Source organism: Ruegeria sp. F5 (assembly GCF_056533845.1).
The window spans coordinates 1-19,074 of record NZ_JBQFOU010000021.1; the positions used below are offsets into that span (position 1 = coordinate 1).

A 19,074-nucleotide genomic window follows, 5' to 3' on the forward strand; every position below is an offset into this window, starting at 1 on the left:
CCGATGCATCAATCGTGCTATCGGGGCCAATATCCAGCGAAGCCCAAAAACCGGGATCGTTTATATCTGCATTGGTTAGAGTGATAAAAACTGGCACGTCGCGATCAGCTTTTCAAATAGGTCAGCACAGAACAGTCATTTTTTGAGATACATTCTACCCAATTAGCTGTTCAAACCCAACCGTGTGCATAAACGGCGCAAGAGTGTCGGAAACAGCGAGGTCGATCCCTTTGTTCGCAATTCAAACAGTGGAGAACTAGGAGAATCATGCTTTCTAGAGCTCAAATTTTGGATTCACCAGAATTGATGTGTCGACCAATCCCTATGCGAATTCGCTAAGGTGTTGCCACAAAAACTTGAGTGCAGGATTCGGCGTAGCTGACTTCAATCGCGCGGCATGAAATGAGGAAACAGCTTGAAAACTGTCCGGTGCGATCTGAACCAGTTGACCTCGACTAACCCATATTGCCGCAAAGTGATCAGGGATCAATCCGACATGCGTTCCCGCCAGCGCCAAATATACAGTTGACTCAACATTTCCCTGCGCGATCTCAACGTTCTCATCGCGCAGGATCAGTTCCAGCTGGATTTCAACTGGATTTTGGACAAAACTATGAGCTGATATTCTAGATGCTCCCAGTGCTTCGCGAAGCTTCGGACCATCGTCCAAGTTCGCGCAGGGATGGCTGGGCGAGCAATATAGCCCGCTCAATTCATCGAAAAGCTTGACCGTTTCGAGGTCTTCTGGGAAACCTTCGTCCTCTACCTTTCCGACAATCGCTACATCCAGTCTTTTGGAGCGCAACTCGGTGAGACAGTCCAGATAGTCATAAACTCCCACGCGAACGCGCATTTCGTTGAACTTTTCTTTTGACGCCTGGATGCAGGCGGGGATTGGATTGTTAGGATCGGTCAGCAGGCAATCGATCACCCCAATGCGTGCTGTCAGAGCAGCCCTTTTCCCAATCGAGTTGAGCTTATCGGAATACTCTTCGATGTAGTCCAGAAGGGCGTTTGTTTCCCGCAACACCTCGCTTCCCTGAGGCGTCAGCGAAAAGCCACCTCTACCACGATCACACAGCCGTACGCCCAGTCTTTGTTCTAGGTTGGCGATATGCGAGCTGATCGTTGGCTGGTTGATGCCAAGCACATCCTGCGCTTTCACAAAACCGCCGGACTCGGCGACGGCCTTGAAAACGCGCAAAAGCCGGAGATCGATATCTGATAAGCGCATTGAGACTGTTTCCTTCGCTTACAGCAATAGAACGCATTTCCCAAACAATGAAAACATTGGCAGGACCAGATGTAACACTTCACTAGCGGTCGATAGGGTGCTTGCAGAATTCGATCAAGATGCGTTCGGTTAAGTAGGGGGAGCTTTTCACCCGGGCCGAAAACCAAGGGAGCAAACAATGAAAGCCACTGCCGTAAGTATCGCAGCCGCCGCCGGATTGGCGGTCTTTTCCAGCTCATCTGTCCTAGCCGACGAAATTACGGTCAGCGCATGGGGAGGATTCTTTGAAGAAACTCTCCGCGATGTTATTTACCCCGGATTCACTGCCGAAACAGGCATCGAAGTGCGCTCAATTGCGCAGCCGGCTGATCAGGCCTGGATGACACAGCTCACAAATGCGGCCCGCGCGCGCAAGGCTCCGGCGGACTTGTCGCTTGTGGCCGACGAGGTGCTGATCCGCGGTCGCAATATTGGCCTTTGGGCCAGCCTTGACGCCGGCGAAATGCCTGAAACAGAAGGGCTGTTTGATGGTAGGGTTATTTCGGATGATGACGGAACTTACGGTGTGGGCGCGCTCAGCTGGTTCGTGACTTTCGTGACTAACACCAATTATTCCGAGGATGCGCCGGGAAGCTGGGCTGACTTGTGGACAACCGACTGGGACGGAAAGCTTGCCCTTCTCTCCAATTCGAACAGCGGATTGCTGGAAATCACCGCCGTCACCCATTTCGGGGGGTATGACGTTCTGGAAACGCGTGAAGGCATCGAAAGGGTAATAGAAAAAATTGCTGAACTGAAACCCCAGGTGAACCTGTGGTACCGGGACGAAGGCCAATTTCAACAAGGGCTGGAGGCCGGTGAATACAATGCAGGTCTCTACTACCACGATGTCACGATGCTTTCGGCCATGGATGGAAATGCCGTCCAATCCAATTTCCCGGCAGAAGGTGGTGTTCTGAGCGACGCGTATTGGGTCGTTCCGCGCGACAGTCAGAATGTCGAAGCAGCTCAACAGTTCGTCAACTACATGAGCAGGGCCGATATTCAGGCCGAACTGGCACGAAACCTTGGAGTATTCCCGGTAGTACCTCGTGAGGCAACCGATCTGAGCGACGAAGAGTTCGCAAGCGTCGGTAGCGAAATTGACCCGATCCGCGTGCAGACAGAAATGCACCTGCGCGAAGCAGATTGGCTGTCTGACAAATACCTGGAAATGATCTCACAATAGGCAGCACAACGGTCGAGCCTCGTTTGGATTCGACCCCCCAACAAAGGGTACCGGCATGGCCAAGCTTTCACTTTCCAATGTTCAGAAGAGTTTTGGTAGTTTCCAGGCTTTGAAAGACGTGAGTCTGGAAATCGGTTCGGGGGAGTTCATCTGCCTGCTTGGTGGTTCGGGATGCGGAAAAACAACCCTTCTTCGAATAATCGCCGGGTTAGACGATGCAACGTCCGGATCCCTGCAACTGGGCGACCAAGACCTGGCAGGTGTTCCCTGCCACAAGCGTAATGTCGGAATGGTGTTTCAAAGCCTGGCGCTTTTTCCGCATCTCAACGTCGCCCAGAACGTGGCCTATGGGCTGGATATTCGCGGTGTCGAAAAAGGGGACCGACTGAAAAAGGCCGATGACCTGCTGGAAACCGTCGGACTTGGCGACCTTGGACGCAGACCAGTTTCCGCCCTGTCCGGGGGTCAGCGTCAGCGTGTCGCCATTGCACGGGCATTGGCCATTCAGCCAGTTTTGTTTCTCATGGACGAACCCTTCAGTGCGTTGGATGCCGGATTGCGCGAGCATCTGCAGATTGAGGTGAAGAAGCTTCAGCGAAAGCTGGGTGTTACGACCATTTTTGTCACGCACGACCAGAACGAGGCCATGTCGATTGCGGACCGGATTGTCATCCTGAACGAAGGCCGGATCGAACAGGCAGGTACACCTACCGAGGTCTATGCGCGGCCTGCGACATCGTTTGTTGCTGACTTCATGGGCACGAACAATGTGTTCAATGCCGATTTCGACAGCGACGGTGTGCGGCTTGACGGAAAATCGTTGGGTGTGACGAATGAACGTAACAAAGGTGTAGGGGGTCGTCACAAGGTCGCCGTGAGGCCGGAGTATTTGCAACTGTCCAAACCCTCCGGATCAGACACCGGGTTGGTTGGAACAGTTGAATTCGTGCGCTTGCTGGGCGCATCCATCGAAACCGAACTCAATGTGGATGGGCGCACGTTTGTGCACACACGCATCTCGGACAGCCCGCCTGAATTTGCAGTCGGTGACAAGGCGGCGATCCATTTCGATCTGGATCATGCCTGGGTGATTCCGTCATGAGAAACGCCGCAATCCCGCACGCTATAGGGCTTTACCCGCTCGGCATGATGGTTCTGTTTTTCTTGGGACCGCTTGCCTTCATGATCATCGTCAGTTTTTACGAGCGCGACCCACTGGCCTTCTACAACGTCGCGTTTGTCTGGGAAAACTACGGTAAGTTCTTTTCGTCCTTCTACTACACGATCTCGCTTCGGTCGCTCTGGTCGGCGTCACTTGGCGCGGTTCTTGTGGTGCTTCTGGCTTTCCCGGCGATGTACATCATTGTCGACATGCAACGTCGCTGGCAACTTTTCTGGGTGATACTGCTCTTGGCATTGATGTGCCTCAGCGAAGTGATCATCGGTTTCTCATGGGTAATCTTGTTCTCGGAAAGCTCGGGCATCCCGAAGTTTCTCGGTTGGGTTGGTCTTTGGGAAAACCCACGCTCACTAGCGCCCAGTTTTGGTGCAATGATGATCGGTTATGTCACGCTTGGGTTTTCTCTTGTGGCTTTGATGCTTTTTCCACAGATGGCGCAGCGTGACCGCAGTATTGAAGAAGCCGCACTGACACTTGGTACGCCTCCGCTGCGGGTGTTCACCAAGGTGATCCTGCCAACCTTCAAACCCGCAATCGTATCGTCCTTTGTCACCATGTTTGTCTACTTCCTTGGTGTCTATGTCATGCCCACGATGCTCGGACGTCCGCAAGACTGGAACATGACCGTGATCATAACGGACAAGGCGGTCGGTGACGCAAACATGCCGCTCGGTGCGGCTCTGTCCGTGATCATGCTGCTCTTTACGCTGATGGTAATCGGCGGGCTTTGGTTGGCTGCCCGGAAAGGACGTGATTCATGAAACTGCTAAAACGGCTTTTCATTCTAACAATCGCAATCGGGCTGATCCTGCCCTTTGTCATCGTCACCGGCGTATCAATCAACGCAGACAGCAATATTTCCTTCCCGCCATCCGCCCTGTCGGCCAAGTGGTACACGGTCCTGTTCACTGAAAGCGATTGGCTTATTCCCATAGCCAATTCCATCCTGATCGCCGTTGTCGCTGCTTTCATTGCCGTCAGTATTGCACTTGCGGCCAACTACGTGCTGTGGCGGCTGCAGTCCGGCTATGCGCGGGCCATATTCTCGCTCGGCATCGGACCCTACATGCTGCCACCGATCATCATCGCGATGGGGGCCAGTGTATTCTGGGCCGAGGCAGGCATGTACGGGCGCGCTGAAGCCACGATTATCTCTCATGGCGTGTTCTTCGTAACCTTGCCGCTGGTCATCATCGCCCGGGGTTTTGCGGCACTTTCTGACGACGTGATCGAGGCTTCCCGGACAATGGGTGCAACACCCTGGCAGACATTCACAAAGGTCATCTTCCCGTTGGTTCTGCCGTACCTCATCACTGGTTATGCGCTGGTCGCGATCATCAGTGTTAACGAATACCTGATCTCTTACATGGTTTCAGGATTTGCCGTCGAAACGCTGCCGATCCGCATCTTCAACAACGTGCGCTACGGCTACACGCCCGTGGTCGCCTCTGCCGCGATCTGTTTTGCAGCCCTGACGGTCTGTGTGCTGCTGCTGCTTTCGCTGGTGACCGACCTCTTGAAACTATTGGGCGCTTCGAGCGACTAAACCGGAGTTTGACTGATGAAAATTCTCTCCCGGCAGGACCTGCTCGACATTCTTCACGGCGCCACAATTCTCGGGACTGGCGGTGGCGGAGAGCTAACCGAAGGCATCGAAATGATCGACGATGCGTTGGCTCAGGGGCGAGAGTTTAAGATGGTCACGCTTGATGAAGCGCCCGAAGACGCCTTGGTTTGTACGCCCTACATGCTCGGGGCTATTTCAGCTCTGCCAGACGAGGAAGAGCAAAAATACGATCGTCTGCCCCGCATCGGCGAACGTTCGGTTCTGGTCGCATACAGGCGGTTCGAAGAATATCTTGGGTGCAAGTTCTACGGTACGATTTCCTGCGAACTTGGTGGGTCGAACACCGCCACGTCTTTCTACGCCGCGGCAATGGCGGGCGCCCATATCCTCGATGCTGACCCCGCTGGCCGTGCTGTGCCGGAGATTACTCATTCGACCTATTACATCAACGGCCTGCCGGCTGCGCCCATAGTTATGGCCAACGAGTTTGGCGAGGCGATGATTTGCGAAAATGTCATCGATGACGCGCGCGCCGAGCATATCGTCCGGGCCCTGTCAAAGGCTAGCCGCAACGACATTGCTGCTATCGATCACGCTTTGGAGGTTCGCGAAATTCGCGAGGCGGTTATCCCAGGTGCGATCTCGATGGCCTGGCGCATGGGCAGAGCCTGGCGTGAGGCTTTGGCAAGAGGAAAAGATGTCGCTAACGCAGTCGCCAGTAATGGTGGCGGAATTGTCGTTTTTCGTGGAACTGTCGGGGAAAGCGACTGGAAGACCGAAGAGGGATTCACGATCGGGAATATTGCTATCGACGGGACCGGCGAGTTCGCAAACAGCGTTTATCGCATTTGGTTGAAGAACGAGAACATGGTCGGGTGGCTGAATGATGAAGTTCACGCGACGATCCCGGACATGATCTGTTTGATTGACACCAAAAGCGGCGAGCCGGTTACAAATCCAAATTATGAAAGGGGCCAACGCGTCGCGGTTGTCGTACTTCCGGCACCAAAGCCGTTCCTTACACCCAAGGGACTGGAAGCGTTTGGTCCGGCATACGCCGGAATTGAGCAACCATACCGTCCAGCCGTTCCCAGTACGGCGTAGAAAGGATCTGTTGCAATCTTTTTGCCATTGACGCTCAAGAACGCAGAGAGTGAATAGCGGCTGGTGTGATTCAGACGAAAGCCAGTTCATGATCTCCTTTAAAGGCGCACAATATCCCAAGGATGTGATCCTCTTTGCCCTGTTCTTCTACCTTCGATACGGCGTGTCGTACCGTGACCTTGAAGAAATCATGTCCGAGCGCGGCGTTGCGGTAGATCACACGACGCTGAACCGTTGGATGACAAAATACGCTAGTGCAATTGCCGATGTTGCGCGCAGACGAAAGGGACTGTGCGACCGTTCTTGGAGAATGGACGAGACCTACATCAAAGTGAAAGGGAACTGGGTTTATCTCTATCGAGCTGTGGACAAGCACGGCAAGACACTTGATTTCATGCTTTCGCAGCGTCGAAACAAACCCGCCGCCACCAAGTTCTTCGCACGGATGCTGGAGATCAACGGGCTTCCGAGGAAGATTGTCATCGACAAAAGCGGAGCTAACACGGCTGGCATCAAAGCCATAAACAAGATGCTGAAAGGCTTTGGCTGCCCGATCCCAATCGAGATGGTCAGGCGGAAGTATCTGAATAACATCGTGGAACAAGACCATCGCTTCATCAAGAGACGCACTCGGCCGATGTTAGGGTTCAAGGCCTTCGCTTCAGCGGCGGCTACACTGGACGGAATCGAAGTGACGCACATGATCCGCAAAGGTCAAATCACGCCCGGAATCTGCCCGTTTCGTCAATTTGCGGAACTGGCGGCATGAGCCAAGGGCTCGTTACCAACTCTTCGTTCAGTAAGAAACCTTGCAACAGATCCCCTGACAGGTGGGAACAAGGTTTGCGACAGAACCCTCCGATTTTTATGCTGTTGCAAACCCCCTTCCGCCTTACGCGCAATATTCATCATTTTTGCACGTTACCTTAGCCGCAATATTAGACGCTAGTTAAATCCGATAAGTATCGCTTATTAAGTATAATTGATTTTGTGGTGGAAACCGCGCAGAATAGCGCCCATGACACCGCCCGCGCCGTATCTCCCCGCCGCCTCCCCGGCCCTCTCTGCCGAAGATCAGGAGGCGCTGACCGATCTTTATGTGCGTGGCACGCCGGCCAATACGCTGCGGGCCTATGAGCGGGATCTGCTCTACATCACCGCCTGGAAAGCCACCCGGTTCGATCTGGCGCTGCGCTGGCCGGAAGCGGAAGCGACAGCGCTGGCCTTCGTTCTCGATCACGCCCGGGATCTCAACGACGCGCCGCCTGAAGACCGAGCGCGACAGGTGGCAGAGGCGCTGATCGCGCAGGGGCTGCGAAAGTCGCTGGCCTGCCCGGCCCCGTCGACGCTGGACCGGCGCATTGCCTCCTGGCTGGCCTTTCACCGGATGAAGAACCTCGCCTCACCCTTTGACGCCCCGCAGGTCAAACAGGCCCGATCCAAGGCCCGCCGCGCCGCCGCCCGGCCCCCTGCCCCGAAGTCGCAGCACCCGATCACCCGTGACATTCTCGAGCAACTGCTGGCCACCTGCCGGGGCTCGCGCCGGGATTGCCGCGACCGGGCGATCCTGATGCTGGGCTGGGCCAGCGGTGGCCGGCGGCGATCCGAGATCACCGGGCTAAGGCGCGATGACGTCTCGCTGAAAGAGTTCGACAAAAGCGGCGTGGTCTGGCTGTCTCTGCTGGAAACCAAGACCACAAGCAAGGGCGAGACGCCCCGGCTGGTGCTCAAGGGCCGCGCCGCACAGGCGCTGGTGCATTGGATCGAGGTGGGTCAGATCAGTGATGGCCCCCTCTTCCGCCCCGTCTCCAAAGCCGACCGGGTGCTGAAACGCGGCCTGACCCCGGATGCGATCGCACAGATCGTCAAACACCGGTTGAAACTGGCGGGGCTGCCCGAGGGGTTTGCCTCGCCCCACGGGCTGCGCTCGGGCTTCCTGACGCAAGCGGCGCTGGACGGGGCCCCGATCCAGGCCGCCATGCGCCTCTCGCTGCACCGCTCTCTTGCGCAGGCGCAGAAATATTACGACGATGTCGATATCGCCGAAAACCCGGCGACCGATCTGTTGGGGTGAGCATTTACTAAGTGATCAAAGAAATCCCAGCCTGACAGATAGGCTGGCTTTCGCACCTATGTCTTGCCCCCTGCCGCATCCGTTAACGTGGCCAGTGCGGAAACATGACGCGGCAGATCACACCGGGAATGCAGGATATCGACTATGATCACGCTATCCGGCTGGTCCAGGTAGACCAGAAAGTGCTCCCCTGCCCGCACATATCTGAGATCTACCGACTCCTCGACCAATAGAGAACAACTGCGGCTGGCCACCCCACCCTCGGCGATGGCCTGGCAGCGCGCTATCAATTCTTGTTCATAAAGATCGGCTTGATGCGGTCCAAACTTGTCGATGGTCCATCGGGCAATATCTACCACGCTGGCTTCGGCGCGGCGTGTCAGCCGAAAGGGTCTGGTCACGCTTCGGTTCGTGCCCTTGCAAAGGCACGACGGATCGCATCCGAACCGCTGCCCTCTGCCAGATCTCCAACCTGAGCCTGGGCCACACCATCCTGCAGGCCTTGTTTGAGAGATTCCAGGCCCGCTTCTTCCCGCTCCAAAAGACGAAGGCCGGCGCGCAACGCTTCACTGGCGTTCTGATAGCGACCGGACGCAACCAGATTCTGCACCAGTTGATCCTGCGATTCAGTAAGTACGACATTGCGTGTTACCATGACTTAAGCCTCCTCTATGGCAATATATGCCAACGAGACTGTGGGTTCAACGATTGAGGACATAGCCCAAGTAGTTTAGTCGAGCTCGTCTCATTTCTGAGTAGCACTATAGCAAGCTGGTTTCTCTTGATCGGGAAGAAGATGAGTTTTGTTCCACTACGCCTCCAAGAACGGACGAATGTGTTTTGAAACGGCGCCTCAACCCGGATGCGGTTTATCAGATCACACGTATCAATCCATGGACTACGGTCAGAGTTTGTGACCCAGTGGCCTCTGAGGGCCCTTGAGCCAAATCGCCATGCGATTGTCACCGCACCGCCCCATGCCACAAGAGCAGAAACACCATGACGACAATGGTGTCGCCGAAGGCCGAGCGAACGCCTTAAAAATGGGGAAGAAACATTGGTTCAATTGATCTGCAGCATCAGTTTTTGTACTGTCACGGCATAATACCTCAAAGACCAACTCCAGCGAAAACAGAACCACATCGGTATCTAGATGGCGCAGAGAACCTGTTATTCGAAAGCCATCCGCCCTGCCCTATCACGTCGATAAAATAGTCGACGGTTGTCAGGAAAATCCGCGCAATCAATATTGGAGCGACGTGAAGCATCGCATTCGATTAGTTACTTTTCTGAAGATTCAATAAGATGTGAACACTTTGCTGGGCTTGAAAATAGGCTTTGCTGGTCTCAAAGAAGCAACATTGCACTTAAGGTCAGGCATCCTTCAAAATACCGACTCGGAGACTGAATTCTTATCGGTTCCATGCAACCTCTAAGCGCTTCTCAAGCGCTCAGCAGAGGTGTGAGTTAACAGCTGTTAACTTCAGGACGCTTGTGCAGGTCTCGCAGCGACCCACAAGTTATTGATTTTTCTCTTGACATGAATCGGATTACGAGTGCCTAAATGTACTCAAGTTGCGCAACCATACAAAAATGAGCAGGAAAACTGCAACTATGCTACAGACAACACCAATTGCTGCGACGACGCAGTCTCACGTTACACGTGAAATTTCCGATCGTCTACAAGTTGCACTGACGACCCACTTGACTCAGGCGTATTCTCCTGAGCTGTCAAAGACCCTCCGCCTCTTCAGTGCGACAGAGGTCGCCGACCTGTTCGGCACAACCGGGCAATTCTTGCGAAAAGGCCATGCTGAGGGCTCTCTTCCAGAGCCGGAAGTCAACAAAAACGGCCGGCGTTTTTATTCCGGCGCCGAAATCAAAACGATGCGTCAGATTCTTGAAGGCAGCTCGAGAAAGCCCGGCAAGTATCTCCCCGGCCGTCGTGACAACGATCGGCTTCAAGTCATTCAACTCATGAACTTCAAGGGTGGCAGTGCAAAGTCCACCTCGGCCATTCACCTATGTCACTATCTTGCGCTTCAAGGTTATCGCGTTCTGGCTATCGACCTTGACCCACAGGGTAGCTTGACCGGTTTTTGTGGAATTCAGCCAGAGATAGAGTTTGAAGGAAATTCTATCTATGATGCTTTGCGCTATGAGGATCCGGTCCCAATGTCCGAGTGTATTCGGGCCACATACTTTCCCGGCCTGGATCTTTCCCCCGCTCAGTTGATCCTGTCTGAGTTTGAAACGGAAACCGCTGTCTACGCCCGAAAAGGTGTCCCCTTCTATAATCGGCTCGCCAATGCAATCGAGACGGTGGAGGCAGACTATGATGTGATCATAATCGATAGCCCGCCTTCTTTGGGCTTCCTGACGCTGGCGGGGTTATTCGCGGCAACGTCTGTCATCGTGCCGCTGACACCCAGCATGTTGGACGTAGCCTCTACGCAGCAGTTTCTTGAAATGACTTCGGCATATCTGGAAGAGTTTGAAAACTCAGGAATTCCGATCGTCCATGACAATTTCCGGTTCCTCATAACACGGGACGACCCCTCAGACACACCATCTCAGCAAATTGTTAGCCTAATGCGGGCGTTGTTTCAGGATCGAGTAATCGGTGCAACTGCTTTGCGAAGCACTGCCATTGCTGATGCCGCGATGCTGAAAATGACAATGTACGAAGTCGTTCGATCGGAAATGACGAGATCGACCTATGACCGCGCCCGATCAAGTATGGATGCCGTTGGGCACGAAGTATCAAACATGATTCAAACCGCATGGGGCCGTTGAAATGGCACTTAAACAAAACAAGACCAGCATGGCTGCAGCAATTGCAGCGGCAGCCGGAAACCCGCCAATTCAACCCAAGAAAACGGAACGCGCCAATGCGGCACTTCCACGCGGGACGATCGCATCGGTCCGTGTTGGAGCTGGAGGCATCCAAGACATCGATACAACACTCATTTTGCCGTGGGGTCCAAAAGATAGGCTTGGGATCGAGTTAACACCTGTTAACTCGAACTCGGAAGCGAACGTTGATTCAGCTGTTCTGGAACTTGCTGAAAGCATCAAGGACGCAGGAGGCCAACAAGTTCCCGTCCTGTTGCGTCCTTCTGAGGAAGTCGACGGTCACTTCGAGGTCATCTACGGCCGCCGTCGCATCTTAGCTTGTCAGTATCTAGACCAGCCTGTTCGCGCGCTGGTAAGGACACTTGATGATAAGGAAGCGCTTCAGGCTAAGGGTTTGGAGAACTCTTCCCGGGTTGACCTCAGCTATTACGAGAGGGCCCGGTTCGCGCGCGAAATTTTAAACCAGGGATATGACCGCTCGGAAGCGATCACAGCTCTAGCGATTTCTAAGAACACGCTATCGCAGTTGGAACGAGTCACAAACGATATTCCGGACGATCTCGGGGATATGATTGGCCCGGCACCGAAATCCGGACGACCCAAGTGGACAGCACTCGCCGACGCCTTGCGGAAAGGGGTGATAACAGCGGACAAGGCTAAAAAGCTCTTGGAGACGCTCAGCGTTGCTAATTCAGACGATCGGTTAAACGGGCTTCTAAGCATTTTGAAACCCAAGAAAGAAGCACAAGAAATCCGACCGGCGCCCGACGTTGTTATCAAGACAAGCAATTCTGCCGTGAACATGACGATCATAAGGGCAGGGGACAATGAAGCCTACACCAGTTGGCTTTCGGACAACCTTGGACAAATCATTCAAGATTCCTACGAGCGCTTCAAAGAAAGCGCCGAGGAGTAAGCGAGTTAACATCTGTTAACTCTACATGAGGCAACGAGCAAAAAAGGAGAAAAGCAAAAAGAAACCCCCGAAACCTGAGGCTCCGAGGGCTGAGAACCAACTAGTGGTTATAGATTAGACACCTAAACCCTAACAGCCCGCGAATCACGACACAATAAAAAACGCCTCTGGGTGAACAGGTTTTCTTTATCTGCTGACAGAATCTTATGAAAACACTAACAGCATTGGCTCCGAGCGGAGCAACCTTGTCGGGAACGGCAGGGCAGGGGGCTACTATGCCCAAAAAATGGAACCTTCTTCGCGCCGTTGAAGAGGCCAGAGAAACTCTTGGGTTAAAATCCACATCTCTCAATGTTCTGAGGGCAATGATTTCCTTTATGAGCGGGGATCAGATTGCTGCGGATCAGGATGATCATCACATTTGTTTCGCCTCCAACGCGGCAATCGCCAAACGAACTCATGTCAGCGTACAGACTGTTGAGCGCCATATCTCGACGCTGGTTGAGCTTGGACTTATCCGTCGCGTCATGAGCGCAAATGGTAAACGTTGGGCGCGCCGGGACCGACAGGGCAAGGTGGTTACCGCAACTGGACTGTCCCTTATGCCCTTGTCTGAAAGGTATGCCGAGTTAATCCAGGAAGCCCAGAGGCATGCTGATCGCGCTCTCGAGTTCACTTTACTCCGCGACAAAGTTTCGGCCGCTCTGGCTAACCTCAGAAGACTCGTAGCAGACGACACGGCGATTTCAGATTTGATGGCCACCGTACGCAATGCTCTGCGTCGCAAACCAGATGCAAATGTACTAGGCAACCTCCTGGCGGAAATCTCTGTGGAAATCTCCCAGATAACACAAGCAGATACAGAAAATTTGACGGCCAATGACCATGAAATTGAGGGGCACAAAGAGGACTCTTTGAATCCGATAGTTAAGAAAGAAAAACATTCTCAGATTCAAGTTTCTCCAGATCAAATGGAGCGCAGCTTTCCACGCTTGTGCTCCGAACTCCGCTTCGCCCGGGATCAGCCGCATTGTGACCGTCTTATGGACGATATCGCCGAATACCTACGACTTGGTCAGACTTGGTATGCTATGAAATCGACACATGGCCCAGCTCTCCGTTTCATGGTTTTAGGATATATTTTCCAACGAGCGGAGAACATAAAATCTCACCAGGCCTATTTTATTTCTCTGACGTCAAAGATCGATCGGGGAGACATGCAGCCAACCGCATTGTTGGCGCAAAACTCAAAATAGCCACGGACGAGCAGGCCGTACTTATGAATTCACATCTCGCTTATGAGTTCAGCGCAACAGAAGAAGTTCATCCCATCGTTCTATTGTAAATAGAATGCGGATGTATTACATTGTACTACACTGCGGAAACCGGTGATTGCGATGAGAACCAGCCCATATTCAATCCGTCTTGATGAAGACTTGAGAAAGTCTCTGGAACGAGAAGCTGCGATAGAAGATCGGCCGCCTGCGCAGCTCGCTGTACGAGCAATTAGAATGATGTTGGAATCCAAGGCCGCAAAGCGAGCAGCCATTGATGCAGCTGTAGAAAAAGCAGATCTAGGTAAGTTCATCACGGCAGACGAAATGAATGCCTGGATAGACAGCTGGGATACCGAGAATGAGCTCTCTGCTCCGGTCGCAAGCGGGCAATCCAATAGCCAATGAAAATTGTATTTCTCGAAGATACGGCCCGGGACATTCAATGGTTCCGCTACTACTACACGTCAGTTTTTCCTGAAGGCAGCGAAAGGGCACGAGCACAGCTCAAAGCCATTCAGCTTACTCTTGCAGCAAACCCGTATGCAGGTCACCCAAGTGACACACGCCAAGACGTACGAGAGCTTTCAGTACCGCGTACCCCATTTACGCTAATCTATCGTGTAATGCCCACTCAGATAGAAATTCTGCGTCTTTGGGATACCCGGCAGGGCGCAGACTATTAAAACCCAGAGTCTAAACTGGCGGCATCAGCCGGGCAGGGTGGGGGGTAAGAAATCGAACTTATTCTGCTATTCGACCTCTAGCTTCTGCACAGAGGGCGAATCTTGACTGTTGTCAGTACCGCTTCCGAATAGCCCAAAGTCCAGTTGTTTTCGGTAAAATGGGCGGGAAGCAGTCATTCGCTGCACGTGCAATGGAAACCTTTCTTCGGGGGGAAGCGGGCGTTGGATTTCGTCCAATGCACGGGGGTGTTGCATTTAGACGCTAGAGAATTCGCCAATACCAGCAGTCGGCTTTCCTAGAAGATGCTGTTTTTCTGTCTCAAATCTGAGCGTCCCGAAATCTCACAATTTGAACTTTCCGGGGAAAAGTCCGCACAAGAAACGTCTGATAAGATCAACAGAGCGTCGTCGTGAAAAACCCTGCATATCCGTTAGGTAATTGACCCACATACCCTCCAGCAAAGCCAGCGTTCCGGCGGTGGCATCGTCCACCAAGTTTGGGTCACGCTCGTTTTTTTGAGCTATCTCCTTAAACGCAAGCCGCAAGGTCTCGACAAGTTTTTGATCCTGAGTGCTGCTGTAACGGGCGATGCCAGCATGCGAGCTAGCGATGCCTCGGAATGCATGCCAGATTTTTGTACTTCTTGGATTGAGCAGAGTTTCGGACAGATCCGCCTCAATCACAGCCATCACTCGGTCTTCGGGCGATGCATCCGAGCCCAGACCGGTCAATCTGTCCATCTCTGCATAGTATTGGGCACTGAAATGCTGGGCCGCTGCCGTCAGCAAATTGTCCTTCCCCCCGAAATGCAAGTGGATCATTCCGCGTGATAACCCAGAACGCTCGCAGATGCGGCTGACCGTCGTATCGGTAACTCCAATATCCGCGATAGTGTCCAGAGTCGCCTTGATCAAAAGCTGTTTATTCGCCTCTGGATCACGCTTCGATCCGCGCTTTTTTCCTTTGACGTTATCCATTTTTTTAATATTTACAATCACTTGGAGGCATTCCGCAGGTCTATCTCACAGGAATATTGACACGAAAGGCAGTTCTGGCGCAACATTTAATGGACGATCGTCCATTAGTGACTCACGAAAATCGAGAAAGGAGGTTGGGTGATCTTTCGTAGCGAAGCGTCCCGGGGTTATACCCTCAGCGCACCAGCCACGGCCTATGTGGGCTTTCTGGTGGCGGCGCCATTGTTGATCTTGATCGCCTATTCATTCTGGACCCAAACCTACGTAACGCTCGAAAAGACCCCGACGCTGAAAAACTATAGCGACGCGTTTGCTGACCCGTTGGTTCGACACCTGATGCTCAGGTCGATCTGGATTGCCGGAGCTGTTACAGCAGTTACCGTCGCACTGGCTTATCCCATTGCATATTTTATCGCGATGAAGGCACGGAAAAAGACAATCTGGCTCCTTCTAATTACCATTCCGTTTTGGTCCAGCTATCTACTGCGCGTTTTTGCCTGGAAGCTCATTCTGGGGTTCAACGGTGTCATGAATTCCGCACTTATGGCGCTTGGTCTGATAAGCGAACCGCTCGACTTCTTGCTCTACAACGAATTCGCAGTCGTGTTAACGCTTGCTCATGCCTGGGCGCCCTTTGCGATCCTGCCGATCTACGTCTCCTTGCAAAAAATCGATCCAAGTCTGTTGGAGGCCGCAACCGATCTTGGAAACAGCCCCTTTCAACGTTTCATGCGGGTAACGCTGCCGCTGACGGTGCCGGGAATTATTGCCGCTTGCCTGATCATCTTCATCCCCACGGTCGGTGACTATGTTACCCCCGCACTGGTCGGCGGGTCGGACGGGAAGATGATCGCCAACCTTATTCAAGTGCAATTTGGGGCCGCCAACAATTGGCCCCTCGGCGCCACGCTGTCACTGATCGCGATGCTGTCGGTTGGCTTCGTCGCCATAGTGTTTGTCATTGTCGCCACCCGGCTTGGGAGGCGTATCAGATGAAACGTCCTTCAACCCTGACAGCCTACGCTTTCCTGTATTTGGTTTTCCTTTATCTGCCGGTCCTTTTCCTACCCTTGTTCTCGTTCAACAGCGGTACAATCGTTGCCTTTCCGATCAAGGGCTGGACACTGGACTGGTATCGGAAACTAGGCGAGCAGGATACGTTGATCCAAGCCCTTTGGAATTCGCTTTGTGTCGGCACGGTCGTCGCAATTTTATCCACGGCAATGGGGCTTTTTGCTGCTCGCGCCTTTGTTCGCTATCGTTTTCGGGGTCAGCGTGCGGCTGAAGGACTGGTGATGCTGCCTTTGGTTATACCGGGCATTATCGTGGCCTCATCAATGCTGGTCCTTTTTTTGTTTATCGGTCTCAAGCCGTCTTTGCTGACCGTTATTCTGGGCCATACGTTCCTCGCCTTGCCGTTTTCCGTTTCTATCCTGAAGTCTGCCTTTGATGACTTTGACATGTCGCTAGAAGAGGCATCTTACGATCTGGGCGTCGGCGTGTTCGAAACCTTCCGCCGCGTGACGTTGCCGGTCGTTTCCCCCGGTATCGTAGCGAGTATGCTGGTCACTTTTACGGTCAGCTTCGACGAATTCGTCCTGGCCTTTTTCCTGTCCGGCAACCAGCCAACCCTGCCGGTCTATATTTGGAGCCAGATTCGTTTCCCCGCCAAACTTCCAAACGTTTTAGCTTTGGGCTCTATCCTGCTGCTAACCTCGGTTCTGCTTTTGGTGCTGGCCGAGTATTTCCGCCGCCGCTCATCCGCATCAGAGGTCCAATGACAGACGGTAACATCATAGAACTCAGGGGCGTCGAGAAACGCTATGGCACATTCCTAGCGGCTAGTGGGATCAATCTCGATCTCAAAGAGGGCGAGTTTTTCTCGCTACTTGGCCCATCGGGATGCGGCAAGACCACGGTATTGCGGATGATCGCGGGCTTCCAGGAACCGACCGAGGGCACCGTGCTGATCGATGGCCAGGATATGGAAGGTGTCCCTGCCAACAACCGCCCAACAAACATGGTCTTTCAAAGCTACGCCATCTTCCCGCACTTGAACGTCGGGAACAACGTGGCCTATGGATTACGGGGAAAGGCCTCCAAGGCTGAGATCGACCAGCGCGTAGCCGAAGCCCTAGAAATGGTCGAGCTTGGAGGTCTTCAGGGTCGCGGCGCAAGCGAATTGTCGGGCGGGCAGCGGCAAAGGGTGGCGCTCGCCCGTGCGCTGATCATGCGACCCAAAGTTTTGTTGCTGGACGAGCCGTTGTCAGCGCTCGACAAGAAGTTGCGCGAACAGATGCAGTTTGAAATGCGCAATTTGCAGCAATCGCTCGGCATCACCTTTGTGATGGTCACACACGACCAATATGAGGCGATGACCATGTCCGATCGTATTGGCGTGATGTTCAACGGACGGCTAAAGCAGGTGGATACACCAACCACGCTATATGCCCGTCCTTGTGATCAGCAAGTGGCCAGTTTCATCGGTGAGATGAACATACTGCCTGCCCGGTTGTTGGGTGAAACCGGAGATATGTTGTCGATTGATGTGGCCGCCTTCGGGCGGATTGAGATCGAGAGAAATCCCAACGTTGTGACCAGTTCTCAAGACATGAACATCGGTATTCGCCCAGAACAATTGGAAATCGCTGCTCAAAGACCTGAAGACTACCCATCAACGGTTCAGGGCACTGTCAGCAACGTCGCATTCTATGGCGAGAACATTCACTACCACATTCTGGTAGCGGGAGCTGATGAACCAATCTCGGTCTCAGTTCCAAACTATTTTCACACGGTCGATTTCAAAAGCGGCGACGCAGTTTGGCTGGGGCTTCAGGGGGCAAGCGTGATCGATCTTGGTACAGACACTAAGTGAAACAGCGGGAGGATAGAATGAGACTTCAGGGAATTGCGGCCTTCGCATGCGCGACGGCAATAAGTACAGGAAGTGCCACAGCAGGTGGCGCTGATCTAACGGTTTTTGACTGGTCGGGATATGAAGATCCCGGGTTCTTTGCCAGCTACATGGAAAAGTACGGGAATGAGGCGCCAAGCTATTCCTATTTTGGAAGTCAGGAGGAAGCCTTTACGAAACTAAGTTCGGGTTTCACAGCTGATCTGGCGCATCCTTGTTCCGACGCGGTCAGGAAATGGGTCGCAGCCGATCTGATCCAGCCGCTCGATGAAAGCAAACTGACCAATTGGGCCGATGTGTTGCCCGAGATCAAGGAAGTCGACGCCATTGTTTTGGACGGCCAGCTTTATATGTTGCCGTTCGAGTGGGGGAATACGGGTCTTATCTATCGCACTGACAAAATCTCCGCGGACGATATCTCGCTGCAATTGTTGGCGGACCCGGCGTATGCAGGCAAGATCGCTGTCCCGGATGCCGCATCATCCGCATATGCGCTGGCGGCGCTGGCTACTGGAAATGCAGACGACTACACCAACCTGAGCGATGAGCAGTTTAAGGAAGCGTCTGACTTCCTGCGCTCGATCCACCCGAACATGCGCTTTTACTGGTCCGATGCGGGTCAGTTTGACCAAGCCATGACCAGTGGTGAGATCGAATTGGGTTGGGCCTGGAACCAGTCCGAGCTGAACCTGATCTGGAATGAGGTGCCTGCGGCAATGATGCGAGACGTCGACAAAGGTATCGCGACCTGGGCGTGCGGTTACGTGCATCTGAAATCTTCCACCACACCAGTCGATCAGGTCTATGATCTGTTGAACGCACTTACTGACCCTGCCAGTGGTCAGTACATCATCGACAACTGGGGGTACCCGCATTCCAATGCAAAAGCGTTCGAAGCTGCCGATCAGGCCAACATCGAAGCTTATGGTTTCTCCGATCCCAAAAGCTTCTTTGAGGGTAGTTTGTTCTTCGATGCGGTGAACCCCGAGCTTGAGGCAAAAATGCTGGCGGAATTTGAACGGATCAAAGCCGGCTTCTAATACAACCACATTTCCGGGGCCAT

Annotated in this window: 20 protein-coding genes; 16 read left to right on the forward strand and 4 right to left on the reverse strand. The window is 53.3% G+C overall.

The annotated features are described in order from the left end of the window. Positions 1–322: 322 nt before the first annotated feature. Positions 323–1,234, reverse strand: a complete 912-nt coding sequence (locus tag ACR0K1_RS21780) for a LysR family transcriptional regulator (RefSeq protein WP_480851867.1) — start codon at positions 1,232–1,234, stop codon at positions 323–325. A 178-nt stretch (positions 1,235–1,412) separates the two neighbouring features. Here ACR0K1_RS21780 and ACR0K1_RS21785 point away from each other — a divergent pair, with 178 nt between their 5' ends. The 7 genes from ACR0K1_RS21785 to ACR0K1_RS21815 all read left to right on the forward strand — a co-directional run bounded on the left by ACR0K1_RS21785 (position 1,413) and on the right by ACR0K1_RS21815 (position 8,387). After that, positions 1,413–2,462 (forward strand): ABC transporter substrate-binding protein, encoded by a 1,050-nt coding sequence (locus ACR0K1_RS21785; protein WP_480851868.1) that lies wholly within the window; start codon positions 1,413–1,415, stop codon positions 2,460–2,462. A 55-nt stretch (positions 2,463–2,517) separates the two neighbouring features. Beyond that, positions 2,518–3,564 carry an ABC transporter ATP-binding protein gene (locus ACR0K1_RS21790; RefSeq protein WP_480851869.1) on the forward strand — a complete coding sequence of 349 codons (1,047 nt, stop codon included), beginning with the start codon at positions 2,518–2,520 and terminating at the stop codon, positions 3,562–3,564. After that, complete coding sequence (locus tag ACR0K1_RS21795) at positions 3,561–4,403, forward strand: ABC transporter permease (RefSeq protein WP_480851870.1); 843 nt, start codon at positions 3,561–3,563, stop codon at positions 4,401–4,403. Before ACR0K1_RS21790 ends, ACR0K1_RS21795 begins: the two co-directional genes overlap by 4 nt. After that, a complete protein-coding gene (locus ACR0K1_RS21800) occupies positions 4,400–5,188 on the forward strand; it encodes an ABC transporter permease (RefSeq protein ID WP_480851871.1) in 789 nt (262 codons plus the stop codon). The genes ACR0K1_RS21795 and ACR0K1_RS21800 overlap by 4 nt, the downstream gene beginning before the upstream one ends. Before the next feature lie 15 nt (positions 5,189–5,203). Next, positions 5,204–6,313 carry a DUF917 domain-containing protein gene (locus ACR0K1_RS21805; RefSeq protein ID WP_480851872.1) on the forward strand — a complete coding sequence of 370 codons (1,110 nt, stop codon included), beginning with the start codon at positions 5,204–5,206 and terminating at the stop codon, positions 6,311–6,313. An 88-nt stretch (positions 6,314–6,401) separates the two neighbouring features. Beyond that, positions 6,402–7,082, forward strand: a complete 681-nt coding sequence (locus ACR0K1_RS21810) for an IS6 family transposase (protein ID WP_480851910.1) — start codon at positions 6,402–6,404, stop codon at positions 7,080–7,082. A 249-nt stretch (positions 7,083–7,331) separates the two neighbouring features. Continuing rightward, on the forward strand, positions 7,332–8,387 hold the full coding sequence (locus ACR0K1_RS21815; RefSeq protein ID WP_480851873.1) for a tyrosine-type recombinase/integrase: 1,056 nt from the start codon (positions 7,332–7,334) through the stop codon (positions 8,385–8,387). A 56-nt stretch (positions 8,388–8,443) separates the two neighbouring features. Here ACR0K1_RS21815 and ACR0K1_RS21820 read toward each other — a convergent pair whose 3' ends face one another. Next, on the reverse strand, positions 8,444–8,788 hold the full coding sequence (locus tag ACR0K1_RS21820; protein ID WP_480851874.1) for a type II toxin-antitoxin system RelE/ParE family toxin: 345 nt from the start codon (positions 8,786–8,788) through the stop codon (positions 8,444–8,446). Then, positions 8,785–9,042 carry a type II toxin-antitoxin system ParD family antitoxin gene (locus tag ACR0K1_RS21825; RefSeq protein ID WP_480851875.1) on the reverse strand — a complete coding sequence of 86 codons (258 nt, stop codon included), beginning with the start codon at positions 9,040–9,042 and terminating at the stop codon, positions 8,785–8,787. The genes ACR0K1_RS21820 and ACR0K1_RS21825 overlap by 4 nt, the downstream gene beginning before the upstream one ends. A 959-nt stretch (positions 9,043–10,001) precedes the next feature. Between ACR0K1_RS21825 and repA the strand changes: the two genes are divergently transcribed. The 5 genes from repA to ACR0K1_RS21850 all read left to right on the forward strand — a co-directional run bounded on the left by repA (position 10,002) and on the right by ACR0K1_RS21850 (position 14,119). After that, a complete protein-coding gene (gene repA / locus ACR0K1_RS21830; RefSeq protein WP_480851876.1) occupies positions 10,002–11,183 on the forward strand; it encodes a plasmid partitioning protein RepA in 1,182 nt (393 codons plus the stop codon). A 1-nt stretch (position 11,184) separates the two neighbouring features. Beyond that, entirely contained in the window at positions 11,185–12,159 is a 975-nt protein-coding gene (locus ACR0K1_RS21835; protein WP_480851877.1) for a ParB/RepB/Spo0J family partition protein, read from the forward strand. Between the two features lie 206 nt (positions 12,160–12,365). Next, positions 12,366–13,415: a helix-turn-helix domain-containing protein gene (locus tag ACR0K1_RS21840; protein WP_480851878.1), complete on the forward strand. Its 1,050-nt coding sequence runs from the start codon at positions 12,366–12,368 to the stop codon at positions 13,413–13,415. Between the two features lie 141 nt (positions 13,416–13,556). Further along, positions 13,557–13,841: a CopG family ribbon-helix-helix protein gene (locus ACR0K1_RS21845; protein WP_480472954.1), complete on the forward strand. Its 285-nt coding sequence runs from the start codon at positions 13,557–13,559 to the stop codon at positions 13,839–13,841. Then, positions 13,838–14,119 carry a type II toxin-antitoxin system RelE/ParE family toxin gene (locus ACR0K1_RS21850; RefSeq protein WP_170638362.1) on the forward strand — a complete coding sequence of 94 codons (282 nt, stop codon included), beginning with the start codon at positions 13,838–13,840 and terminating at the stop codon, positions 14,117–14,119. Before ACR0K1_RS21845 ends, ACR0K1_RS21850 begins: the two co-directional genes overlap by 4 nt. 342 nt (positions 14,120–14,461) lie before the next feature. Here the strand turns inward: ACR0K1_RS21850 and ACR0K1_RS21855 are convergent, their stop codons facing one another. After that, a complete protein-coding gene (locus tag ACR0K1_RS21855) occupies positions 14,462–15,097 on the reverse strand; it encodes a TetR family transcriptional regulator C-terminal domain-containing protein (RefSeq protein ID WP_480851879.1) in 636 nt (211 codons plus the stop codon). 138 nt (positions 15,098–15,235) lie between these two features. Here ACR0K1_RS21855 and ACR0K1_RS21860 point away from each other — a divergent pair, with 138 nt between their 5' ends. From ACR0K1_RS21860 to ACR0K1_RS21875, 4 genes are read left to right on the forward strand one after another with little or no spacing between them, the layout of a single operon-like run. Next, positions 15,236–16,093, forward strand: a complete 858-nt coding sequence (locus ACR0K1_RS21860) for an ABC transporter permease (protein WP_480851880.1) — start codon at positions 15,236–15,238, stop codon at positions 16,091–16,093. After that, positions 16,090–16,878, forward strand: a complete 789-nt coding sequence (locus ACR0K1_RS21865; RefSeq protein ID WP_480616884.1) for an ABC transporter permease — start codon at positions 16,090–16,092, stop codon at positions 16,876–16,878. The genes ACR0K1_RS21860 and ACR0K1_RS21865 overlap by 4 nt, the downstream gene beginning before the upstream one ends. After that, positions 16,875–17,972, forward strand: coding sequence for an ABC transporter ATP-binding protein (locus ACR0K1_RS21870; protein WP_480851881.1), 1,098 nt, complete (start codon positions 16,875–16,877; stop codon positions 17,970–17,972). Before ACR0K1_RS21865 ends, ACR0K1_RS21870 begins: the two co-directional genes overlap by 4 nt. A gap of 17 nt (positions 17,973–17,989) precedes the next feature. After that, entirely contained in the window at positions 17,990–19,051 is a 1,062-nt protein-coding gene (locus ACR0K1_RS21875) for an ABC transporter substrate-binding protein (RefSeq protein WP_480851882.1), read from the forward strand. Positions 19,052–19,074 lie beyond the last annotated feature (23 nt).

Coding starts and splice junctions, on each gene's coding strand:
- ACR0K1_RS21840 (WP_480851878.1), top strand. CDS start 12,366: ATGAAAACACTAACAGCATTGGCTCCGAGCGGAGCAACCTTGTCGGGA.
- ACR0K1_RS21835 (WP_480851877.1), top strand. CDS start 11,185: ATGGCACTTAAACAAAACAAGACCAGCATGGCTGCAGCAATTGCAGCG.
- ACR0K1_RS21805 (WP_480851872.1), top strand. CDS start 5,204: ATGAAAATTCTCTCCCGGCAGGACCTGCTCGACATTCTTCACGGCGCC.
- ACR0K1_RS21800 (WP_480851871.1), top strand. CDS start 4,400: ATGAAACTGCTAAAACGGCTTTTCATTCTAACAATCGCAATCGGGCTG.
- ACR0K1_RS21850 (WP_170638362.1), top strand. CDS start 13,838: ATGAAAATTGTATTTCTCGAAGATACGGCCCGGGACATTCAATGGTTC.
- ACR0K1_RS21815 (WP_480851873.1), top strand. CDS start 7,332: ATGACACCGCCCGCGCCGTATCTCCCCGCCGCCTCCCCGGCCCTCTCT.
- ACR0K1_RS21795 (WP_480851870.1), top strand. CDS start 3,561: ATGAGAAACGCCGCAATCCCGCACGCTATAGGGCTTTACCCGCTCGGC.
- ACR0K1_RS21785 (WP_480851868.1), top strand. CDS start 1,413: ATGAAAGCCACTGCCGTAAGTATCGCAGCCGCCGCCGGATTGGCGGTC.
- ACR0K1_RS21875 (WP_480851882.1), top strand. CDS start 17,990: ATGAGACTTCAGGGAATTGCGGCCTTCGCATGCGCGACGGCAATAAGT.
- ACR0K1_RS21845 (WP_480472954.1), top strand. CDS start 13,557: ATGAGAACCAGCCCATATTCAATCCGTCTTGATGAAGACTTGAGAAAG.
- ACR0K1_RS21780 (WP_480851867.1), bottom strand. CDS start 1,234: ATGCGCTTATCAGATATCGATCTCCGGCTTTTGCGCGTTTTCAAGGCC.
- ACR0K1_RS21870 (WP_480851881.1), top strand. CDS start 16,875: ATGACAGACGGTAACATCATAGAACTCAGGGGCGTCGAGAAACGCTAT.
- ACR0K1_RS21865 (WP_480616884.1), top strand. CDS start 16,090: ATGAAACGTCCTTCAACCCTGACAGCCTACGCTTTCCTGTATTTGGTT.
- ACR0K1_RS21825 (WP_480851875.1), bottom strand. CDS start 9,042: ATGGTAACACGCAATGTCGTACTTACTGAATCGCAGGATCAACTGGTG.
- repA (WP_480851876.1), top strand. CDS start 10,002: ATGCTACAGACAACACCAATTGCTGCGACGACGCAGTCTCACGTTACA.
- ACR0K1_RS21790 (WP_480851869.1), top strand. CDS start 2,518: ATGGCCAAGCTTTCACTTTCCAATGTTCAGAAGAGTTTTGGTAGTTTC.
- ACR0K1_RS21810 (WP_480851910.1), top strand. CDS start 6,402: ATGATCTCCTTTAAAGGCGCACAATATCCCAAGGATGTGATCCTCTTT.
- ACR0K1_RS21855 (WP_480851879.1), bottom strand. CDS start 15,097: ATGGATAACGTCAAAGGAAAAAAGCGCGGATCGAAGCGTGATCCAGAG.